Raw genomic sequence first — 21,032 nt, 5'->3', positions numbered from 1 at the left:
GATCAGCCGCCGACGCTGCTGCGGTTGCTGCTGGTGTTGCCGAAGCCACCGCGGCTGGCGGTGACCGCCCGGTTCGGGGTGGCATTGACCGGGGCCAGGCCGGCCTTGCCGGCGCCGATGCCGCTGGCGGTGTTCATGCCGCCGGTCGACGGACCGGGGCGTGCCCAGCCCTTGGCCTTGTCCTGATAGGCCGGGCTCGCCGCCGGCTGCTGGGCCAGGCCCGCGCCGCCACGGTTGCTGAGCATCTGCGACATGAAGAAGCCCATCATCATCGGGCCGATGAACGAATGGCCGGTGGAGGTCTTCTGTTCCACGCACTGCTCGGCGTTGTATTCGGCCTCGCAGGCTTCGCGCGTGGCGTATTTGGGGGCGGCATCGGCCGACTGCTTCTGCGCCTCGGCAAACGCGTTGCGGCAGCTGGACGGATCGCCGGTGGCTTCGGTACAGGCCTGCACCGAGGTGTAGAGCCCTTCCTGCACCTGCACGGCCTCGTTCTTCTGGCAGGCGGTGAACAGCAGCGGCGCAGCGCTCATCAGCAGCAGCGCAGTAGTCCTGGAACGTTTCATGGCGTCATGCCCCCTAGTACGGTTATCTCCCCAATCATGCCTGATCGGGGCGAACAACCAAAACCGGCAAAGTCCAAAACATGAACAGCGTTTCAGCATTCGCTCTGGGCGGGGCCGCGGCAGCGGCGAAGGTGGTTGCAAACGCAACCGGAATTTTTCGGCAGAATCGAGCTGAAATGCGCCCCCACGGCCCGCCAGATCCTGCCAGCCACCATGCCTGAATACCGCTCCCGCACCTCCACCGCCGGCCGCAACATGGCCGGCGCCCGCGCCCTGTGGCGCGCCACCGGCATGACCGATGGCGACTTCCACAAGCCGATCATCGCCGTCGCCAACTCGTTCACCCAGTTCGTGCCCGGCCACGTGCACCTCAAGGACCTGGGCCAGCTCGTGGCGCGCGAGATCGAGCAGGTCGGCGGCGTGGCCAAGGAGTTCAATACGATCGCGGTGGATGACGGCATCGCCATGGGCCACGATGGCATGCTGTATTCGCTGCCCAGCCGCGAGATCATCGCCGACTCGGTGGAGTACATGGTCAACGCGCATTGCGCCGATGCGCTGGTGTGCATCTCCAACTGCGACAAGATCACCCCCGGCATGCTGATGGCCGCGCTGCGCCTGAACATCCCGGTGGTGTTCGTCTCCGGTGGCCCGATGGAAGCCGGCAAGACGCGCCTGTCCGAGCACAAGCTGGACCTGGTCGATGCGATGGTGATCGCCGCCGATGAAAGCGCCAGCGACGAGAAGGTCGCCGAGTACGAGCGCAGCGCCTGTCCCACGTGCGGGTCGTGCTCGGGCATGTTCACCGCCAACTCGATGAACTGCCTGACCGAAGCACTGGGCTTGTCGCTGCCCGGCAACGGCTCCACGCTGGCCACCCACGCCGACCGCGAGCAGCTGTTCCGCCGCGCCGGGCGCCTGATCGTGGAGCTGTGCCATCGCTGGTATGGGGGCGAAGAAGCGGGTGCATTGCCGCGCGGCATCGCCACCCGCGAAGCGTTCGAGAATGCGATGACGCTGGACATCGCCATGGGCGGTTCCACCAACACCATCCTGCATCTGCTGGCCGCGGCGCAGGAAGCGGAGGTGGACTTCGATCTGCATGCCATCGACGAACTCTCACGCCGTGTGCCGCAGCTGTGCAAGGTTGCGCCGAACACACCGAAGTACCACATGGAGGATGTGCATCGCGCGGGCGGTGTGTTCGGCATCCTCGGCGAGCTCGCGCGCGGTGGCCTGCTGCATACCGACGTGCCGACCGTGCACAGCCGCACCCTGGCCGAGGCGATCGCGCGCTGGGATGTCGCGGTGAGCACCGATGAGACGGTCCACGATTTCTTCCGCGCAGGGCCCGCCGGCATCCCGACCCAGGTCGCGTTCAGCCAGGCCACGCGCTGGCCGACGCTGGACGTGGACCGTGCCGAAGGCTGTATCCGCGCCGTCGCGCATGCCTATTCGGCCGAAGGCGGGCTGGCGGTGCTGCGCGGCAATCTGGCCGTTGATGGCTGCGTGGTGAAGACCGCCGGCGTCGATGAATCCATCCACGTGTTCGAAGGCAACGCGCGCGTGTTCGAGAGCCAGGACGCCGCTGTACAGGGCATCCTCGCCGATGAAGTGGTCGCCGGCGATGTGGTGGTGATCCGCTACGAAGGACCGCGCGGTGGCCCGGGCATGCAGGAAATGCTGTACCCGACCAGCTATCTGAAATCCAAGGGCCTGGGCAAGCAATGCGCCCTGCTCACCGACGGCCGTTTCTCCGGTGGCACCTCGGGCCTGTCGATCGGGCATGCCTCGCCGGAAGCGGCCTCGGGCGGCACCATTGGCCTGGTCCGCAACGGCGACCGCATCCGTATCGACATTCCCGCACGGCGCATCGATCTGCTGCTCGATGACGCCACGCTGGCCGCACGCCGCGCCGAACAGGACGCGCTCGGCTGGAAGCCGCGCGAGGCGCGTCCGCGCAAGGTCACCGGTGCACTGAAGGCGTATGCGTTGCTGGCCACCAGTGCTGACAAGGGCGCGGTGCGCGACCTTGCGAAACTGGAGGACTAGCTCCACGCCACGCGTGGATGGGTGCAGTTTCAGGCTGCGGCGCGTTCTGATCGGAGAGCAGCCACGCATGGCGTGGCTCTACCGTTTCGCAACGCAACGCCCCGTTGCAAGTGTCGTGTACCGCTACCCGATCACCCGCTTGAACGGCGGCAGTGAATCGATGATGCGCTTGCCGTAGCGGCGGGTCAGCAGCCGCGAGTCGAGGATGATCACGCGGCCGGTATCGGTGGAGGTGCGGATCAAGCGGCCGGAGAACTGGGTCAGCGTACGCAGGGCGTGCGGGATCGCGATCAGGTTGAAGGCGTTCAGGCCACGGCTTTCGAACCACTCGCTCAGCGTGGAGGTCTGCGGGTCGGTCGGCACCGCGAAGGGCACCTGGGTGATCACCACCGTGGTGCAGGCCTCGCCGGGCAGATCGAGGCCCTCGCCGAAGGAATTGAGCCCGAACAGCACCGAGCCCTCCCCGGCCGAGGTGCGCCGCAGGTGCTCGTCGATCATTTTCTGCTTGGCGGTCTCGCCCTGCACCAGCACGTGCTTGCGCTGCGCGGCCGGCATCAGCTCGGCCACCTTCTCCATCTTCCAGCGCGAGGTGAACAGCACGATGCTGCCCTTGCCCCAGTCCAGCTCCTTGACCAGGTACTTCGCGATTTCCTTGGGGTGACCTTCCTTGTCATCCGGGGTCACCGGGAACGCTGGCACGATCAGCTGGGCCTGGTTGGGCAGATCGAACGGCGAGGCCAGCGAGACCATCTCGGCTTCGGCCGGAATGCCGTTGTCGATCGCCAGCGCCTGGAAATCGCCACCGCCGGTGAGCGTGGCCGAGGTCATCACCACCGAATCCACTTCATCCCAGAGCAGCTTGCGCAGCACGTTCGCGGCCGAGACCGGCGAGCCATGCAGGACCAGGTCGCCATCGCGCGAGAGGGTGATCCAGCGCGCGGTCGGCGGCTGGCCCTCCTTGTCTTCGCGGCGCCAGCCGGTCCACAGATTGTGCTGCTGCTCGATCATCTCCAGCGCCATGCCAAGGTTGCGCTGCAGGCGTTCGCGCGCGGCATCCTCGGGCTTGCCCTTGGCGACCTGCGTCAGCGCGGCATGCGCCCAGTTGAACAGCGCGCGGGTGTCGTCGGCGATGGCCTCGATATCGGGCATCCAGATCTCCGGCAGGCGGCCGTTCGGGGCGCGCCACATCGGCTCCTGGGCGGCCGGGTCCGGCCGCCAGCTGCGGTCGATCACATCGCGGAACGCCTTGAGCTGCTTGCTGACCTTGGCGGCGGCTTCGATGGCCTCGTTGGGCAGCAGGTTGCCCAGCTTGTCCTTGTCCACCGCGCGGTAGGACGCAGCGATCAGCACCTGCAGGCGGCCGGTGCGCTTGGCCATTTCGTCCAGCGCGAGGCTGGCCGCGCCCTGGTCGATGGCGACGTTGCCGATGTGATGCCCTTCATCAAGCACCAGCAGCATGTCCGAGGGCGGCGCGATCAGCGGCTGGCCGTTGTCGCTCTCGCCGATCGACAGCGCCGACAACAGCAGCGCGTGATTGGTCACCACGATCTGCGCCTCGCGCACGGTGTTGCGCGAGCGCAGTACCGCGCACTGCGCCGAGTAGGCGCACTTGCGCCCGGCGCAGCCCGAGGCGGGCGTGGTGATGCGCGAGCGCAGGGTGTTGCTGATCGTTTCCGGCGCGTTGTCCAGGTCACCGTTCCAGCGGCCTTCGAGGAAGGCCTTGCTCAGCGACTGCGCCAGGTCCATCTCGATCGGCGCCAACGGGCGGTCGAACAACGGCTGTTCGTCGTCGAACATGCCTTCCTGCGCGCCGTCGCCATGCGCTTCGGCCGCGTTGCGGGTGCACAGGTAGCGGGTGCGGCCCTTGGCCAGCGCCACGGTGGCTTCGATGCCGGTGGCCTTGAGGAAATTGGGGATGTCGCGCTCGACCAGCTGCGACTGCAGCGCCACGGTGCCGGTGCTGATCACCAGCTTCTTCTTGGTCGCCAGCGCAATCGGCACGCCGGCGGTCAGGTAGCCCAGCGACTTGCCGACGCCGGTCGGCGCTTCGACCACGCCGACGCCGCCGCTGTGCGAGAGCGCACGCGACACCACGCCGATCATCTGGCTCTGCGAACGCCGCGTGCTGAAGCCGGGCGTATTGGCCTGCAGCTTGGCGTAAGCATCGCGGATGCCGGCCTTGAGCTCGTCGTTCAGGGCGCGGGGGGCTTCAACTTTTTCGGTCACGCCGGGGGACTGCCTGACTGGATCACAGTCCCCATTTTCTCACGACCCGGGGGCCGTGACCGGCGCCATTTTCCGCGGCGGTTCATATCCGTGACGCGGCCCACGCCAACGCTGTGGGCCGCGACAGCCTGCTGCACCTGCTCAGCGCGGCGGCAGCGGCGCAACGGGCGGAACGGCGTGGCCGCGCAGCGCGCGGGTCATCGCCCAGACCAGCAGCACCAGCGCAAGCGCCTCGAACAGATTGAGTGCGAAGTGGCCGGCACCGAGCAGCTTGGACATCAGCTGCAGGTTCTCGTAGTTGCCCTGCTGCACCATCCACATCGGCACCAGGTTCAGCACCAGGCCGGCCAGGGTGGTCAGCGCCATCACGCCCAGTGCGCCCAGGGCCACGCTGCGGATCGCGCCGCGCGGGGTATCCACCACCCAGACCACGGCGATTGCCAGCGCAATCAGCACCGGCAGGCGCACGCCCACCATGGTCAGCATCGAGATCAGCAGATCCATGTCCACCGGTTCAGTCCTCGCCGGCCAGCGGGGCCAGCTGGGTGCGCAGCTCGGTGTAGACGGCATCGGTCTGCGGGCGCACGGCGTGCCACTGCAGGAAGCTCTCCGCCGCCTGTTCGACCAGCATGCCCAGGCCATCAACGATGTTGCGGCAGCTGGCCGAGCGCGCCCACGCAGTGAAGGCAATCGCAGCCTCGCCGTAGTTGAGATCGACCGCGGTGGTCATGCTGTTGACCAGCGACAGCGGCAGCTTGAACTCCGCGGCGCGGTCGCGGCCGGCCGAGGTGGCATTGATGATCAGCTCGAAATCACCCAGTTCGCGGATGTCTTCCCAGTAGCGGGTGATGGCGCGGCCCGGCTCGCCCATCGCATCGATCAGCGCGTCGGCGCGCTCCGGGGTGCGGTTGACCACCACCAGCTCCAGGATGCCGGCATCCAGCAGCGCCGGGGCCACGCTGCGCGCCGAGCCACCGGCGCCGATCAGCAGGGTGCGGCGGCCACGCAGGTCCAGGCCGTGGCGGTCGGTGAGATCCCGGACCAGGCCGATGCCATCGGTGGTATCGCCATGCCAGCGGTCGCCCTTGCGCAGCAGCGTGTTGACCGCACCGGCGCGGCGCGCGCGCGAGGTCAGCGTGGTGCACAGCGCGAAGGCAGCTTCCTTGTGCGGCGCGGTGATGTTGGCGCCCACGCCACCCTCGGCAGCGAAGGCCTCCAGCGCTGCCAGGAACTCGGCCGGCGATGCCTCGATCGCACGGTAGTCCAGCGCCAGGCCTTCCTGCCGGCCGAACGTGGCATGGATGTGCGGCGACTGCGAATGCGCGATGGGCTGGCCGAATACGGCGTAACGGTCGGTCATGGGTTTCCTGCTCCGGGCCTAGAATGGAACGCAAACCCCAACGGACGCGATGATGCGCATTCCATTGTCTCTGCTCGCGCTGAGCGCCAGTTTACTCTGCACACCCGCCGCGATGGCGCTTTCCGAATTCGGCATCGAGGGCATGGGCGTGGTCTCGACCAAGGCCAACGAAGCCCAGGCCACGATCGCGCCGGACGGCCAGCGCATCGTGTGGGCCAGCGACCGCGCCGGGGCCAGCGGCGGCTGGGACCTGTGGCAGGCGGTGCTGCGCGAAGGGCGCTGGCAGGACCCTGCCCCGCTCGCGCTCAACAGCGCCGACGACGAACGCGACCCGTACTTCAGCCACGATGGCCAGTGGCTGTACTTCGCCTCCAACCGCCGCGGCGGCCAGGGCGGGTTCGATCTGTACCGTGCCCCGGTGGCCACCGATGGCACCTTCGGGACCGTGCAGGCCCTGCCGGCGCTCAACACCCGCACCGATGAACGTGCCCCTGCGCTGCGTCCGGATGGACGCACGCTGCTGTTCTCGCGCAATGGCACAGCCACCCAGGGCGGCTTCGATCTGTATCTGGCGCCCGTGCAGGGCGAGGGATTTGGCACGGCGCAGGCCCTGCCGGCCCCGCTCAATACGGCCGCCGACGAACTCGGGGCCGCCTGGCTGGACAATGCGGGCGCGCTGGCCTTCACCCGCGCAAGCCGGGGGCATTCGCAGGTCCTGCTGGCGAGCTGCGATCACCGCCAGGCGGCGGTGCCGCTGACGCTGTCGTTCAATACCGCCGACGGCCAGACCGGCGCGCCGGTGGTGGACGCGTCCAAGCCTTCGGAGATGGTCCTGGCTGGCATGGCACGCGCACCGCGTGCCGGCGGGCTGGACCTGTACCGGATCAAGGCGCCGTCAGCACCGCGAGGTGCCGGCTGCGGTTGACGCCGCGGTCGCCGAAAGGCCGCCACGCATGGCGTGGCGCTACCCGTGATCGTGCTGGCCGAGCGCTAGTGCGCCTGCAGCAGCGCCGCGCGTTGCTGCTCGTACTGCGCTTCGCTGATCTCGCCGTGATCCTTGCGCTGGTTCAATGCCGCCAGCTGTGCCTGCAAGGCGGGCGACAGCTGCGCCTCACGGGCAATGCGCGCGGCGGCGGAGGGTTGCTCCGGCGCCTGCCGCGCGGCGCGGCGCACACCACGGATCACCAGCCCGATGACCACGGCAAAGGCCAGCACGCCGGCCGTCCAGGTCACCCACTGTAGCCATCCCATCGTCTGCATCATCCTCGTCCTGTATCGGGGTGGGCGCGTATTGTCAGCGTTCGCGCAGCCAACGCGCCACCTGCGGGGCGAAATAGGTCAACACGCCATCGGCGCCGGCGCGCTTGAAGCCGATCAACGATTCCATCACGCAGGCCCGCTCGTCCAGCCAGCCATTGGCGAAGGCGGCCTTCATCATCGCGTACTCGCCACTGACCTGATAGGCGAAGGTCGGCACGCCGAACTGCTGCTTCACCCGGCGCACCAGGTCCAGGTAGGGCATGCCCGGCTTGACCATCACCATGTCCGCACCCTCTTCCAGGTCCAGCGCGATCTCACGCATGGCCTCGTCGCCGTTGGCCGGGTCCATCTGGTAGGTCTTCTTGTCCGCCTTGCCGAGGCCGGTGGAGCTGCCGACCGCGTCGCGGAACGGACCGTAGAACGCCGAGGCGTACTTGGCCGAGTAGGCCATGATCCGCACGTTGACGTGGCCGGCGGCATCCAGCGCACGGCGGATCGCACCGATGCGGCCATCCATCATGTCCGACGGGGAAATGATGTCCACGCCGGCTTCGGCGTGCGACAGCGACTGCTTGACCAGCGCCTCCACCGTGATGTCGTTGAGCACGTAACCCTTGTCATCAATGATGCCGTCCTGACCATGCGTGGTGTACGGATCCAGCGCGACATCGGTCATGACGCCCAGCTCGGGGAAGCGCGACTTCAACGCGCGGATGGCGCGCTGTGCCAGACCATTCTCATCCCACGCCGCGGCGGCATCGAGCGACTTGCCGGCCGGATCGATCACCGGGAACAGGTCGATCACCGGGATGCCCAGTTCCAGCGCTTCTTCCGCCACGTTCAACAGCTCGTCGATCGACAGCCGCTCCACGCCGGGCATCGAAGCCACCGGCGCGCGGCCGGCCAGCTCGTGCACGAACACCGGATAGATCAGGTCGTCGGTGGTCAGCGTGTTCTCGCGCATCAAACGACGCGAGAACTCGTCGTGACGCATGCGGCGGGGGCGATAGTCAGGATGTGCCATGAGAAGCTCCGGAACGGAAGGCAGGAATTACTGCAGCAGGTACTGCCGCGGTTGCAGGGGCTCGGGCAGCGGCTGGACGCCCAGGCTGTCGAGCAGATCGATTTCGACGGTGCGCACCATCGCATCCAGCGGCAGGTCGTTGGATTCCAGCCCGAACGGCTCTTCCATCTCCTCGCCGAGCTGGTCCAGGCCGAAGAACGCATACGCCAGCACGGCCGAGACCACCGGCGTTGCCCAACCCAGCGAACTGGCCAGGCCGAAGGGCAGCAGCACGCAGAACAGCCACGCGCACCGGTGCAGCAGCAGCGTGTAGGCGAACGGCAGCGGCGTGGTCAGGATGCGCTCGCAACCGGCCTGGATGCTGGACAGCGCATGCAGGCGTGTTTCGAACTGCGTGTAGAGGTACGAATCCAGCTGACCGGCGCGCAGCGCCTGGGCGAGATCGGCAGCGATCATCGCCAACAGTTGATCCGGTGCATTGAGGCGCTGGCCGAACCGCGCGCGATCGGCCTCGGGTACCCACGGCAGCGCCGCCAGCGCCATGTCGCGGCCACGCAGGCGGGCCGCCAGCGCATGCGCGAAACCGATGCACAGCCGGCACACGCGATCACGCAGCGCCGTATCGTCGACTAGCAGCGCCTGGCACAGGCGGGCCAGGCTGCGTGATTCATAAATCAGCTGGCCCCATAGCTTGCGGCCTTCCCACCAGCGCTCGAAGCAGGCGTTGTTGCGGAAGCTGAGGAAGATCGACAGCACCAGGCCCAGCAGGGTGAACGGTGCCACCGACACGCGCTCGATGCCCGGCGGGTGCCACAGCTCGGCCAGGGCCGCGACCGCGACCGACAGCAATAGGATCGCCACGACCTTCGGAGCCACCGCCGGAACGATGGAGCCGCGCAGGATGTAGAGCAGTTGCCAGCCGTGGGGACGAGGACGAATGATCATCGGTGCAGGGAGAGCGCCCGGACGGGCGTGGACCGCCGGCAGAGCCGGATGCGGCAGCCGGTCATTCTACGCCGATGGTACCGGGCGGCCGTGAGCTGCGACGGTCGGTCGCACCCGCACGGCTCAGATGATGCCGCCACCCAGCCCGAGCCGGACGATCCCCACCACCACCACGATGCCGTTGAGCACCAGCCCGGTCCAGGCCCGGCCGCGCTTGCTGGCGTGGGTGAACAGGATGCCGATGGCGGCGATCACCGCACCCACCGCGGCAAACGGGATCAGGAACCAGTTGCCCCAGCCCAATAGCGGGATCAGGGCCACAATCATCCAGAGCAGCGCGACGATGCCCCACAACAGACTGATCAATCCCATGCCCGGCTCCTTGAGGTGAATGCGTGGCCCACCATAGCGGTTCCCGGCGCAGGCGCAAGCGGCAGCGAGACGCCGTTGGCGGGGGCCTCACCGGGGCGGTGCTAGGGTGCATTGGCAGGGGTTGGGACCGATTCAGTCGCCAGCACCGATCATCCCAGCCATGACACACAGGGGTAACGCCATGAACATCCGATGCGCTGCATTGCTGGGCCTGGCGCTGCTCAGCGCCGGCTGCGCCAGCACCTCCAAGGTCATGCTCGGCCAGGCGCGTGCCCCGGTCGATCCGGCCACGGTGCAGATTTATTCCACGCCGCCGGCAGGGTCACAGGAAATCGCCCAGCTCGAATCGGCCAGTGCGGTCGGTTTCGGCACACAGGGCCAGACCGATGCCGCGGTCATGCGGCTCAAGCGTGAGGCCGCCGCCCTCGGTGCCAACGGCGTGATCCTGATGGGCGTGGGCTCCAGCGGCTCGCCAGTCGGCATGTCCGTCGGTGCGGGCAGCTACGGCTCGCACGTGGGCGGTGGTGTGGGCATCGGCATCCCGACCACGCAGAAGCGCGCGGCCGGTGTGGCCATCTGGGTCCCGAATCCGCCGCCGGCGCCGCGCCTGCCGACGCAGACGATCACGCCGCAGCGGTAACGAAGGCCGCGGTAGACCACGACCGTTGGTCGTGGCTGCTGGGATAGCGCACCGACCAACGGTCGGTGCCTACCGCAAACGCGTCAGCGCTTGGCCGCGCTTTTGTACTTCGGCACGAAGACGTCATTGACGGCCTTGGCCAGCTGGTCCGGCGGCAGCAGGCCCTGGTCGAGCAGGAAGTTGTTGAACGCCAGCCGGTCGAAGCGATCGCCCAGCGCCAGCTCGGTCTGCATGCGCAGCTCAAGAATCCGGGTGTAGCCGTAGAAGTAGCTGCCGGCCTGGCCGGGCATGCGCACCATGTAGCGGTCCAGCTCCTGCGTGGCCATCGCCTTGGACAGGCCGACCTCATCGATCAGCACGCGCTCGGCGTTGGCCCGGTCGATCTGACCCAGGTTGAGCATCGGGTCCAGCATCGCGCGTGCGGCCCGCAGCAGGCGGAACTGCAGCGCGATCAGCTGACCGTCCAGCGGCTCGTACGGCACCATCTCCGCTTCGGCATACAGCGCCCAGCCTTCCACGTTGACCGAATTGAAGGCGAACATCGTGCGGGCCAGCGAGATGCCGCGCTCGACCATCGCGGTGAACTGCAGTTCGTGGCCCGGGCGGCCTTCATGCGCGCTCAGCGTCCAGGCGGCCGAGCCGAAGTTGAAATCGTCGTACTGCGCGGCCTTGTCGCCAGCGGCCGGGTTGCCCAGCGGCAACACGAAGGTGCCCTGCTGCCCGGTATTGCCGACCAGCGGCGCCGGCAGGAAATGCGGTGCCGGCGAGGCGGCGCTTTCGGCAGCCGAGCCCAGGCGCATCTGCATCGGGCGCTGCGGCACATCGACGATCTTTTCCTTGCGGATGATCGGGTCGATCGCATCGATCACGCCGCGGTAGTGGTGCTCGAGCTGATCGTCGGGAATCTTGTCGCCCTTGAGCGCACGTACCACGGCCACCGGGTCGGTGCTGTCGGTGACCTTCAGGCCCTTGGCCTGCACTACCAGCGGTGCCAGCTGGCGCATCGCCGAGCGGGTTTCCATGAATTCCAGCTGGGCCCGCTGCATCAGCAGCGCCGGGGCGATGTCGATGCCCACGCGCTTGAGCTGGTACGCATACAGCGGCTCGGGCAGACGCGCATCGGTGCGGGCCTTGGGCAGCACCTCGCGGCGGGTCCAATCGCGGTACTCGCGCAGCTGGCTGGCGATGGTCTGCAGCGCCTGCTCGGCGCCGGCCACCTTGTACTTGCCGAACAGCTGCTCGATGCCGGTGATGTAGGTGTCCACATTGGCCAGCGACTGCTCCACTTCGATCTTAGTCGGCTGCAGCAGGGTCTTGTCGCCCAGGCGCTCTTCATAGCGCTGGCGCGACAGCGTGGTCACCGGCTGCGTGCCCGGGGCAAGCCCGGCGTAGGCCTTCAGGCGATCCAGCGCCTTGGCCCGGCGCTCGGTGGGCACCTGGTCGGACAGCAGCAGGTTGAGGCCGCTGAACACCGTCTGCGGGGTGTCGCTCCACGGCAGCAGGTACTTCTCGTTGAGTTCGCTGCCTTCGATGTTCTGGTTGGCAGCGGCGATCATGATCGCCAGGTCCTGGCGGACGTTGGGATCGCGTTCGGTGGCGAGCTTGGCCTGCAGTTCACCGCGGGCCTTGGTCATCGCCGCGCGGTAGCGAGCACCGTTGTCGGGGCCGAAATCGGCCACCTTGTCGTCATAGCCGGGTACGCCGAAGAAGCCGGTCTCTTCCGGCTGGAACGGGCCCTGCGCATCGAGCAGGATCTGCGCCAGCGTGTTGCTGCGGGTGACCCAGGCCGGCGAGGCGGCGGGCTTGGCGGCAGCCGGGGCGGCCAAGGCCGGCGGGGCCGACAACGCGGCGGGAACGGTCAGGGCCAACGCGACAGCGAAGACAAGCGGCTTCATGCAGGAACTCCAGGGCAGGATGCCTGCGACCCTACGCACTTGGCGGGCCGGGGGCAATTGGCCGGAGGTCATGCCCCGCCGGGAGGCTGGCCGGCGGTGTCGAGAATGAACGGGTCGACAGGATATGGGTCGCGCACCGTGGGTGCCTCATGGGAACCCGACGCAGATCGATGCGCAACAGTAGATCCCCAAATAGCTGATACAGCACGTGGCCCCGTGAAAAACTGGACATGAAGTCGCCGTTGCCCAGTTCGGTGATGTCCACGGTGCTCGGTATTCCCCCAGGCCCGCGCACCCCGATGATCGTTCCTGTCCAAAGTCGCCGCGATGTGGACGAGCGCTGGACAACATGTGTGCTGCCTTCCGCCACATACAGACGAACATCCTCCGGCTCGGTGGCGATGAGGGACGTACGTTCGATAACGAGCACCTCGTCGAACAGATCGACCTGGATCCGATCGGAGGCCAGTGCGGTCCGGTCCACCTTGACCCTCCGTGCCCAGTCGTACATTCCGGTGGAGTAGCGCTTGCGCGCCTCCGGCCCGGGGCCCCATCCATCGGCGGGCACCTCGATGAACGGTACCGCCGCCCACGTCGTCGACGCCAGCAACACACCACAAAGCGCGATCAACCAACCACACAGGATGCGTTTCACGTCTCCACCTCGCTTGGAGCATTGCCGGACATTGCCCGACCCGGCTTTCCACGTTTCAACGCTGGCATGATGAATGGAATTTCACTAGCTAACGCTAGGCACATTGCGTAGTTCTCTCGCCTGTAGGCAATGATCAAGGGTCTGGATAGAAGGCCGCAATCGTGGCACGCGTCTCGTTCAGCACGCGAACGTTGTGATGTTGCCGCGCCGTTCCGGCGGGTAGTCCATTGTGACTTCCGCTTGGCGAAGACCATCGATTGATGCGACCGCATTCGCGGTCGCTGCAATCGTAAGCCATCACTGTCCGCCAACGATCAGGCGTGTTCAGCGGCGCCTGATAGCCGTGGCCATATTCGAATTTCGGAGGATGGACGGAGGCATGCGCCAGGTCATGATCGGCGCCAAGCAAGTGGCCAATTTCATGAGCAAGGCTGTTCTTCTCGTCTGCAAGGCAGTTCCGCTCCACCACCGCAAACGCCGTCTCCTTCGTTGCCAGCAAGCGCTGTGCCTGGCCGCAAACAGTAGGTGCGTCGTCTGTATCGACGATCATCAAGATGAGATCCGCTTTCTCCATCTGCCGCATTCTATGGACGAGCCAGAGCGGCCCTTCGATGCCTAACGCTAGATCGTCCAGCGCCTGCAACACGGTCGATTCGGCATATCCGGGGAGCGCATTTCCCGCCCGCTGCAGGTCAACGAGAACTCCGCTCTCTCGAAATCCTTCATTTGCATGTGCGACAGCTCTTTGCATCATGCTAAAGATCTGCTCTCTCCCATCCGCCAGTGATTTGTTCCCATAGCCGAAGGCGACCCGGATAGTGGATCGCTCATCGGACTGAGTGACTTGGTCGAGAATGAGCGGATCCACTGGATATGGGTCGCGCACCGTGGGTGCCTCGTTCGGCAGCCTCCGCAGATCACTGCGCACCAACAGGTTCCCGAACAGTTGGTAACGAAGATGACCTCGGGTGAAGCTCGTCATCAACTCGCCATTTTCCATTTCGATGACGTGGACAATCTGGGGCATGCCCCCTGCACCACGCCCACCGACCACTTCACCCACCCACAGGTGCCGCGACGACGTGGCTTCACGATGGACTTCCCGTCCCGTTCCGATGGCCTGATAGAGCGGTGTAATGTCCGTCTCACTATTGGCAGCGCGCATACGGTTGACGACGAGAATGCCGTCAAACAGATCGACCTGAAGCTGGTCAGCCGCCAGCGCAGCACGGTGCACCTCTACCCGCCGGGCCCAGTCGAAAATGCCCTTGGAGTAGCGCTTGCGCGCCTCCGGTCCAGGGTCCCATCCGTCGGCGGGCACCTCGATGAACGGTACCGCCGCCCAGGTCGTCGGCGCCAGCAACACGCCACACACCGCGATCAACCAACCACACAGGATGCGTTTCACGTCTCCACCTCGCCTGCAGCGTTGCCCGACCGGGCAGGTGCATCGAGGCTAACGGCAGCAGGTGCGCGGAACGCCGCGCGGCATCACGGTATCAACGAAACCATCCGTCATCTCGGATTCGAAAGGCTGACGCTTCCAAGCCACCCCTCAAAGACGGAGCGACGGTGGGCACTCGCCCTTGGCCCGGCACTCGGCCAGCGCGCAGCGCTCGGCGGCCTCGGCATCATCCAGCGCGGTCAGATCGATGGCGTCGTTGGCATCGGTGACCACATACAGCATCGGGTAGTCCCAGTGCACGCCACTGCGCTTGGCATTGAGGAACAGGCGGCCCTTCCCTTGTGGACCGCTCACCCCGATCACGAACTGGCTCTGGCCATTGGAATGCATCGAGCCGGCCGGCAGGTAGCCATCGCGCAGGGGCTCACCCAGCGCTTCGACCAGCTCGACGTTGCAGCGCGCGCGGCGCATGGCCTCCTGGTAGGGCGTGCTGGATTTGCTCCAGTACGCCCACTGGGACAGCGCGAACCACACCGCGCCCGCTGCCGCCGCCATGCCGACCACCACCGCCACTGGCATGGCCCAGCGCCAGTGGCGTCGCCACCAGCCGGTGGACACGGTGGTACCAGGAAGTGCGGGCGGCAATGTCATCGGCAAACTCCTTGTCAGGCCGGTGGCAGGAACGGCGGATCAGGGCGCCAAGCAGCGCCCCAGGAAATCCTCGGCCAGGCGGTAGCGGTGCAGCGCATTGCTGCCCGACAGGCCGTGCTTGGCACCGGGATAGGTCATCAGTTCAAACGGCTGGCCGCGCTTCTGCAACGCGCTCATCAACACGGTGGAGTTGGTGAACAGCACGTTGTCATCGGCCATGCCGTGGATCAGCAGCAGGCGCGAGCGCAGGCCGTCGATATGCGCCAGCACGCGCGCTTCTTCATAGCCCTTGGGATTGTTGCCCGGCAGGTTCATGTAGCGCTCGGTGTAGTGGGTGTCGTACAGGCCCCAATCGGTCACCGGTGCACCGGCCACGCCGCAGGCGTAGCTGTCGGAGGCCTTGGCCAGGAGCATCAGGGTCATGTAACCGCCGTTGGACCAGCCCTGCACGCCGATGCGCGCCGGATCGACCCAAGCCTGCTGCTTCAGCCAGGCCACGCCGCGCAGCTGGTCGGCCACTTCCACCGTGCCCTGCACGCCGTACAGCGCACCGCCGAAATCACGGCCGCGACGCGGGGTGCCGCGGTTGTCCAGCGAGAACACCACGTAGCCCTGCTGGGCCAGGTACTGGTTGAACAGGTGATCGCCACGGCCGGGCCAGCTGTTGGTGACCGTCTGCGAGGCCGGGCCGCCGTAGACATACACCACCACCGGGTAGCGCTTGGCCGGATCGAAACCGGTCGGCTTGATCAGGCTGTAGTGCAGCTCGGTCTTGCCGTCGGCGGCGGTCAGGGTGCCGAACTCGACCGGGCGCTGCGCATCGAGATAGTGCGCGTAGGGATGTGCCGGGTCTTCAAGATTGTTCTCGACCAGGGTGGCGATCTTCTCGCCGTTGGCACGGTGCAGCGCGATCTGCGGCGGCGTGGTGGTGTTGGACCAGCTGTCCACGTAGACGCTGGCGTTGCGCGCGAAGCTGGCGGTATGCATGCCCGGGGTCTGCGACAGGCGCTGCGGCGCGCCACCCTGCAGCGACACGGCGTACAGCTGGCTGTCGCGCGGGCTGTCCACGCCGGCGCGGAAGTAGACCTTGCCGGCGTCTTCGTCCACGGCCAGCAGTTCGTCCACCGGCCAGTTGCCGGCGGTCAGCGCGGTGACGGTCTTGCCGTCATCGGAGATGCGGTACAGGTGCTCGAAACCACTGCGCTCGGACGACCACACAAAACCGCCCTGCTTGAGGAAGCGCAGGCTGTTGTGCAGCGGTACCCAGGTCGGCGACGTTTCGGTCACCAGGGTGCGCTGCTGGCCGCTGGCCAGTTCGGTCTGCACCAGTTCGAGCGTCTTCTGATCGCGCGACTGGCGCTGGAAGGTCAGGTGCTTCGGGTCGCGCCAATCGACGCGGGCCAGATAGATGTCGGGGTTGCGGCCGAGGTCGATCCAGCGCGGCGGGGCGTTGCGGCGCGGGGCGATCACCGCCAGTTTGACGGTGACGTTGTGGTCGCCGGCGGCCGGGTAGCGCTGCTCGATCATCTCGGTGCGGTCGGCATACATCTCGTAGCGCTTCTGCACCGGCACCGGGGACTCATCGATGCGGGCGAAGGCGATGGCCGAGTCATCCGGCGCCCACCAGTAGCCGGTGTGGCGATCCATTTCCTCATCGGCGACGAACTCGGCCACGCCATTGCCGATGGTGTCGCTGCCATCGCCGGTGAGCTGGAGCTGCTGGCCGCTCGCCAGGTCGATCACCCACAGGTTGCGGGCGCGCACGAAGCTGACGAAGCCGCCCTTGGGCGAGAGCTTGGCATCGGTAGCGAAGCCTTCGCCGTGGGTGAGCTGGCGCACCGCGGCCTTGCCCTGCTTGCTCAGGTCGTACAGGTACAGCTCGCCGCCGAGCGGGAACAGCAGGGTGCGGGCGTCCGGCGACCACTGGTAATCGACGATGCCGGTCATCGCGGCGATGCGCTGGCGCTCGCGGCGCGCCTTTTCAGCGTCGCTCAGGGTTTCCGTGCCGGGCAGCACCACCTTGGAATCGACCAGCAGATGGGCCTGGCCGCTGGCGATGTCGTACGCCCACAGGTCCAGCTGGTTGCGGTCCGCATCCTTGCCGCGCAGGAAGCTGACCTGCGAGCCATCCGGGGCCACCTTGGGTTTCATCAGGGTCGGGCCGGACAACGGCAGCGGGCCGGTGATGGCATCCAGGGTCAGTTTTTCAGCGTGGGCGATCGAGGTCGAGGCGAGCATCAGGGCGAGCGAAGCAAACAGGTGGCGCATGGAGGGTTCCGGGAGCGTCTGGGCAGTCCCCGGCCAGGAAAACGGCACGGGGAACGCTTCATCCTAACCAAAACCGCTCCGATCGTGCCGGGGATGGCGGGTATCCTGCCGCGCCAAGCGTGCCGGAAAGCCGGCCAGCGGCCGGCATGACCGGGCAGGCGACCAATGCGTCAGCGTTGGCCGAACAGGTGCTTGCGCTCTTCCTCGCTGAGCGGCTTGCCGGCCTGCGGGTTCACCTGCTCGCGCAGGGCATACGCGCGCTGGGTGGCCGGTCGGGCGGCGATCGCGTCATGCCAGCGCTTGAGGTTCGGGAAGGCGTCAAAGTCCACCGGAAGCGTGTCGTAGGCCCCGATCCACGGATAGCTGGCCATATCGGCGATGCTGTAGTCATCGCCGCCGAGGTAGGCACTCTGCGCCAGGCGCTTGTCCATCACCCCGTGCAGGCGACGCACTTCGTTGTTGTAGCGCTCGATCGCATAGGGAATCTTTTCGGGCGCGTAGACGTTGAAATGGCCCATCTGCCCGCTCATCGGGCCGAGCCCGGCCATCTGCCAGAACAGCCATTCCAGTACCGCCACGCGGCCGCGGGTGTCGGCCGGCAGGAAGCGGCCGGTCTTCTCGGCCAGGTACAGCAGGATCGCGCCGGACTCGAACACGCTTTGCGGGGCGTCGCCGTCGGTGGGCGGGTGGTCGACCAGCGCCGGCATCTTGTTGTTGGGTGAGATCGCCAGGAAGGCAGGCGTGAACTGGTCCCCGGCGCCGATGTTCACCGGCTGGATCCGGTACGGCAGCCCGGTTTCCTCCAGCATCAGCGTGACTTTGTGGCCATTGGGGGTAGGCCAGTAGTACAGATCGATCATGGCGAGGGCTCGCGAAGAGAGAATCCCGAGTCTAGTCCGTCACTCGGCTTGGCAGGGTCAAGCCGGACCGTTACGCTGCGCCGTCCCCGCAACGCAGCATTCCAGCATGAGCTCGACCTCGAAATCCCCGAACGCCCTGTCCACCCTCATCTTCGCCTCGCGCTGGCTGCAGGTGCCCCTGTACCTCGGCCTGATCCTGGCCCAGGGCGTCTATGTGTTCCTGTTCGGCAAGGAACTGTGGCACCTGCTGCACCAGGCAAACCAGATGGGCGAGCAGGAAATCATGCTGCTGGTGCTGGGCCTGATCGACGTGGTGATGATCTCCAACCTGCTGGTGATGGTGATCGTCGGGGGTTATGAAACCTTCGTGTCGCGTCTGCGCCTGGAAGGTCATCCGGACCAGCCGGAGTGGCTGAGCCACGTCAACGCCAGCGTGTTGAAGGTAAAGCTGGCGCTGTCGATCATCGGCATCTCCTCGATCCACCTGCTCAAGACCTTCATTGGTGCCGGCAACCTGGGCGCCCTGCCCGCCTGCAACAGCGAGGCGTACCTGAAGGCCGTCGCCGCCGTGGGCGATGTCATCAAGTGCTCCACGATGACCTCCGACGGTGTGATGTGGCAGACCATCATCCATGGCGCCTTCATCCTCTCGGCGATCGGCATCGCCTACACCGACAAGCTGATGAGCGGCACGCCAAGCAAGGCACTGTCTCACTGAGGCTTGCACGGCAGCGGCGGCATCGGTGAGGATGCCCCCTGCCCTGGACGCCTGGCCCCCGGGCCGGGCGGGGTGATGCTAGATTGCACACCTGCGGGTCCGCCGTGGACGTCGGGAAACGTCCATGGCCTTCGGTCGGCCTGACCGCATCAGGCTCTACGTATCGTCGTCTTCAAAGGGGAGTTGGATGTCGCACGTCAAGACTCATGGCCCGGCGCGGCTGTTCGCGCCGATGATCCTGCTGGTGGCCCTGTCCGCCTGCTCGGGCAAGGACGAGACCGTACCGGCGACGCCGGCGGCCCCTGTGGCCCCCACTGCTGCCCCGGCCGCACCGGCGGTGTCGGCCAAGGTCCAGTCGATGGGCACCGAGGAACTGCGCGAGCTGGCCAGCAAGGCGCTGCGCGAGAACCGCATGTACGCCCCGGCCGGCGACAATGCCATCGAGTATTACCTGGCGCTGCGCGACAAGACGCCGGATGACGCCTCGGTCAAGAGCGCGCTGACCGATCTGCTGCCCTACACCCTGATCGCCGCCGAGCAGAACCTGGGCCGCGAGGACTTCGCCGAGACCCAGCGGCTGGTCGCGCTGATCGAAAAAGTGGACCCGACCGCCCCGGCGTTGCCGCGCCTGAAGCAGGGCATCAGCGGCAGCATGCAGACCGCGCTCAAGCGAACCCAGGAAGAGACCGACAAGGTCAAGAAGGACGCCGAGACCCGCGCCAAGCAGCTGGTGGAACAGCAGAAGCTGGCCCAGCAGCAGACCACCGAAGCCGAGGCCGCACGGCAGATCGCCGCGCAGCAGGAAGCCGCGCGCCGTGATACGCAGGATGCCGAGCGCCAGGCCACCGCCCGTCGCGAGGCCGAACAGCGCCAGCAGCAGGCGGCCGCCCAGCAGGCGGCGGCGACCCGCCAGGCCGCCGCCGCACCCAGCCTGCGCCCAGTCAGCACGCCCGCCCCGCGCTACCCGGCCGACGCCCTGCGCTCGGGCATCTCCGGCGAAGTACTGGTCGAACTCACGGTCGGCACCGACGGCTCGGTGACCGCCGCTCGCGTGCTGCGCGCCACCCCGGCCCGCGTGTTCGATCGCGAAGCGCTCAATGCGGTCAAGCGCTGGAAGTTCGAACCGGTCGGTGCACCAGTCACGACGCGCCGTACGCTTGCCTTCGCGCCGGAAGGCGGCTGATCGCGGCGTCACGTTGGATGACGAAAGGCCCGGAGCGATCCGGGCCTTTTCTTTAACGGGGACGGAGGTGGTTAATAACGGGGACGGAGGTAGTTAAGCGCGCTTCTCTTACGGCTGCGTGCACCACAGGCCTAGCTCTTTTCCCTGCGTGGGTCTGCAAGGTAACGGTTCGCCATCAACGGTGCCGACCATGCCCCGTTCCGCTCGCTTGGTTCTCCCCGGCATTCCGCTTCACGTCATACAACGTGGGGTCAATCGCGCTGCACTGTTCATCGACGATGAAGACCGGCGTCACTACCTGCGCCTGTTGCGCAATGCCTGCCGCAAGCAGGCGGTTGCCATTCACGCGTTCGTGCTGATGGGCAATCACGTCCATCTTCTGATCACACCGTCTACAGTGGAGGGGCTGGCCCCCGCCATGCGGCAGTGTGGGCAGAACTATGTGCAGTACTTCAACAAGCGACATGTGCGGAGCGGTACGTTGCTGGAGGGCCGGTTCAAATCCTGTCTGGTGGATTCCGATGGTTACCTGTTGATGGTGCATCGATACATCGAGCTGAATCCGGTACGGGCCGCGATGGTGGCGTTTCCAGAGGAATATCGATGGTCCAGCGTTCGGGTGTACCTCGGCCTTGAGCACAACCCGATGCTGACACCACATCCCTGTTACACCCTCCTGGGCCCGACGCCGGAAGCGCGTGCGAATGCATACAGCGAATGGCTGCGGGCCAGCATTCAACCAGACGAACGAGAGCGGATCGTGATCTACGTCGCGCAGGAGCGCGCGTTGGGCAGCCCGCGCTTCCAAGACATGGTGGGACGGGCATTGCAGAGGTCCGTGGTCTGCAGGCCTGCGGGAAGACCGGTCAAGGAGACGGGCGACTAGCAGACTATCGGTCAGCGTCCTGGTACCACCTGACACCCCCGAATTAACTACCTCCGTCCCTGTTAT

The 21,032-nt window shown here is 66.6% G+C and carries 20 protein-coding genes; 6 read left to right on the top strand and 14 right to left on the bottom strand.

All coding sequences use genetic code 11. The features are described from left to right. Nucleotides 1-2: 2 nt before the first annotated feature. A complete protein-coding gene (locus AC1DIQ_RS10070; protein ID WP_121040776.1) occupies nt 3-566 on the bottom strand; it encodes a DUF1190 domain-containing protein in 564 nt (187 codons plus the stop codon). 213 nt (nt 567-779) lie between these two features. Here AC1DIQ_RS10070 and ilvD point away from each other — a divergent pair, with 213 nt between their 5' ends. Continuing rightward, a complete protein-coding gene (ilvD, locus tag AC1DIQ_RS10065; RefSeq protein ID WP_282258049.1) occupies nt 780-2,618 on the top strand; it encodes a dihydroxy-acid dehydratase in 1,839 nt (612 codons plus the stop codon). Nucleotides 2,619-2,741: 123 nt separating this feature from the next. Here the strand turns inward: ilvD and dinG are convergent, their stop codons facing one another. The 3 genes from dinG to aroE form a co-directional block, all read right to left on the bottom strand. Continuing rightward, on the bottom strand, nt 2,742-4,844 hold the full coding sequence (gene dinG / locus AC1DIQ_RS10060; RefSeq protein ID WP_152152166.1) for an ATP-dependent DNA helicase DinG: 2,103 nt from the start codon (nt 4,842-4,844) through the stop codon (nt 2,742-2,744). A 141-nt stretch (nt 4,845-4,985) separates the two neighbouring features. Continuing rightward, complete coding sequence (locus AC1DIQ_RS10055) at nt 4,986-5,348, bottom strand: hypothetical protein (protein ID WP_121040780.1); 363 nt, start codon at nt 5,346-5,348, stop codon at nt 4,986-4,988. A gap of 10 nt (nt 5,349-5,358) precedes the next feature. After that, nucleotides 5,359-6,204: a shikimate dehydrogenase gene (gene aroE / locus AC1DIQ_RS10050; protein WP_121040782.1), complete on the bottom strand. Its 846-nt coding sequence runs from the start codon at nt 6,202-6,204 to the stop codon at nt 5,359-5,361. Between the two features lie 52 nt (nt 6,205-6,256). Here aroE and AC1DIQ_RS10045 point away from each other — a divergent pair, with 52 nt between their 5' ends. Continuing rightward, nucleotides 6,257-7,129: a TolB family protein gene (locus tag AC1DIQ_RS10045; RefSeq protein WP_478049960.1), complete on the top strand. Its 873-nt coding sequence runs from the start codon at nt 6,257-6,259 to the stop codon at nt 7,127-7,129. Between the two features lie 65 nt (nt 7,130-7,194). Here AC1DIQ_RS10045 and AC1DIQ_RS10040 read toward each other — a convergent pair whose 3' ends face one another. The 4 genes from AC1DIQ_RS10040 to AC1DIQ_RS10025 form a co-directional block, all read right to left on the bottom strand. Continuing rightward, on the bottom strand, nt 7,195-7,467 hold the full coding sequence (locus tag AC1DIQ_RS10040; RefSeq protein ID WP_121040784.1) for an SHOCT domain-containing protein: 273 nt from the start codon (nt 7,465-7,467) through the stop codon (nt 7,195-7,197). A 31-nt stretch (nt 7,468-7,498) separates the two neighbouring features. Further along, on the bottom strand, nt 7,499-8,488 hold the full coding sequence (hemB, locus tag AC1DIQ_RS10035) for a porphobilinogen synthase (RefSeq protein ID WP_478049959.1): 990 nt from the start codon (nt 8,486-8,488) through the stop codon (nt 7,499-7,501). 27 nt (nt 8,489-8,515) lie between these two features. Then, nucleotides 8,516-9,433 (bottom strand): bestrophin family protein, encoded by a 918-nt coding sequence (locus AC1DIQ_RS10030; RefSeq protein WP_478049958.1) that lies wholly within the window; start codon nt 9,431-9,433, stop codon nt 8,516-8,518. Nucleotides 9,434-9,556: 123 nt separating this feature from the next. After that, on the bottom strand, nt 9,557-9,805 hold the full coding sequence (locus AC1DIQ_RS10025; protein WP_019185442.1) for a hypothetical protein: 249 nt from the start codon (nt 9,803-9,805) through the stop codon (nt 9,557-9,559). Between the two features lie 181 nt (nt 9,806-9,986). On the opposite strand from AC1DIQ_RS10025, the gene AC1DIQ_RS10020 reads away from it, so the two are divergent. Beyond that, complete coding sequence (locus tag AC1DIQ_RS10020) at nt 9,987-10,445, top strand: hypothetical protein (RefSeq protein WP_019185443.1); 459 nt, start codon at nt 9,987-9,989, stop codon at nt 10,443-10,445. A gap of 83 nt (nt 10,446-10,528) precedes the next feature. Here AC1DIQ_RS10020 and AC1DIQ_RS10015 read toward each other — a convergent pair whose 3' ends face one another. The 6 genes from AC1DIQ_RS10015 to AC1DIQ_RS09990 all read right to left on the bottom strand — a co-directional run bounded on the left by AC1DIQ_RS10015 (nt 10,529) and on the right by AC1DIQ_RS09990 (nt 18,179). After that, nucleotides 10,529-12,340: a DUF885 domain-containing protein gene (locus AC1DIQ_RS10015; RefSeq protein ID WP_193222774.1), complete on the bottom strand. Its 1,812-nt coding sequence runs from the start codon at nt 12,338-12,340 to the stop codon at nt 10,529-10,531. 31 nt (nt 12,341-12,371) lie between these two features. After that, complete coding sequence (locus AC1DIQ_RS10010; protein WP_478049957.1) at nt 12,372-12,995, bottom strand: hypothetical protein; 624 nt, start codon at nt 12,993-12,995, stop codon at nt 12,372-12,374. A gap of 133 nt (nt 12,996-13,128) precedes the next feature. After that, a complete protein-coding gene (locus AC1DIQ_RS10005) occupies nt 13,129-14,403 on the bottom strand; it encodes a M12 family metallo-peptidase (RefSeq protein WP_152152152.1) in 1,275 nt (424 codons plus the stop codon). 147 nt (nt 14,404-14,550) lie between these two features. Then, nucleotides 14,551-15,051, bottom strand: a complete 501-nt coding sequence (locus AC1DIQ_RS10000) for a cytochrome c oxidase assembly factor Coa1 family protein (protein ID WP_121040796.1) — start codon at nt 15,049-15,051, stop codon at nt 14,551-14,553. 39 nt (nt 15,052-15,090) lie between these two features. Further along, nucleotides 15,091-17,319 (bottom strand): S9 family peptidase, encoded by a 2,229-nt coding sequence (locus AC1DIQ_RS09995; protein ID WP_478049956.1) that lies wholly within the window; start codon nt 17,317-17,319, stop codon nt 15,091-15,093. Nucleotides 17,320-17,489: 170 nt separating this feature from the next. After that, on the bottom strand, nt 17,490-18,179 hold the full coding sequence (locus tag AC1DIQ_RS09990) for a glutathione binding-like protein (RefSeq protein WP_121040800.1): 690 nt from the start codon (nt 18,177-18,179) through the stop codon (nt 17,490-17,492). Nucleotides 18,180-18,285: 106 nt separating this feature from the next. Between AC1DIQ_RS09990 and AC1DIQ_RS09985 the strand changes: the two genes are divergently transcribed. From AC1DIQ_RS09985 to AC1DIQ_RS09975, 3 genes are all read left to right on the top strand, one after another. Beyond that, nucleotides 18,286-18,897 (top strand): TIGR00645 family protein, encoded by a 612-nt coding sequence (locus tag AC1DIQ_RS09985; protein WP_121040802.1) that lies wholly within the window; start codon nt 18,286-18,288, stop codon nt 18,895-18,897. Between the two features lie 187 nt (nt 18,898-19,084). Next, nucleotides 19,085-20,080: an energy transducer TonB gene (locus AC1DIQ_RS09980; protein ID WP_121040804.1), complete on the top strand. Its 996-nt coding sequence runs from the start codon at nt 19,085-19,087 to the stop codon at nt 20,078-20,080. Between the two features lie 190 nt (nt 20,081-20,270). Further along, nucleotides 20,271-20,966: a transposase gene (locus tag AC1DIQ_RS09975; protein ID WP_478049955.1), complete on the top strand. Its 696-nt coding sequence runs from the start codon at nt 20,271-20,273 to the stop codon at nt 20,964-20,966. Nucleotides 20,967-21,032 lie beyond the last annotated feature (66 nt).

The sequence above is a fragment of the Stenotrophomonas sp. 05L413 genome (genome assembly GCF_056397945.1).
This window is presented reverse-complemented; position numbering and strand designations above follow the sequence as displayed.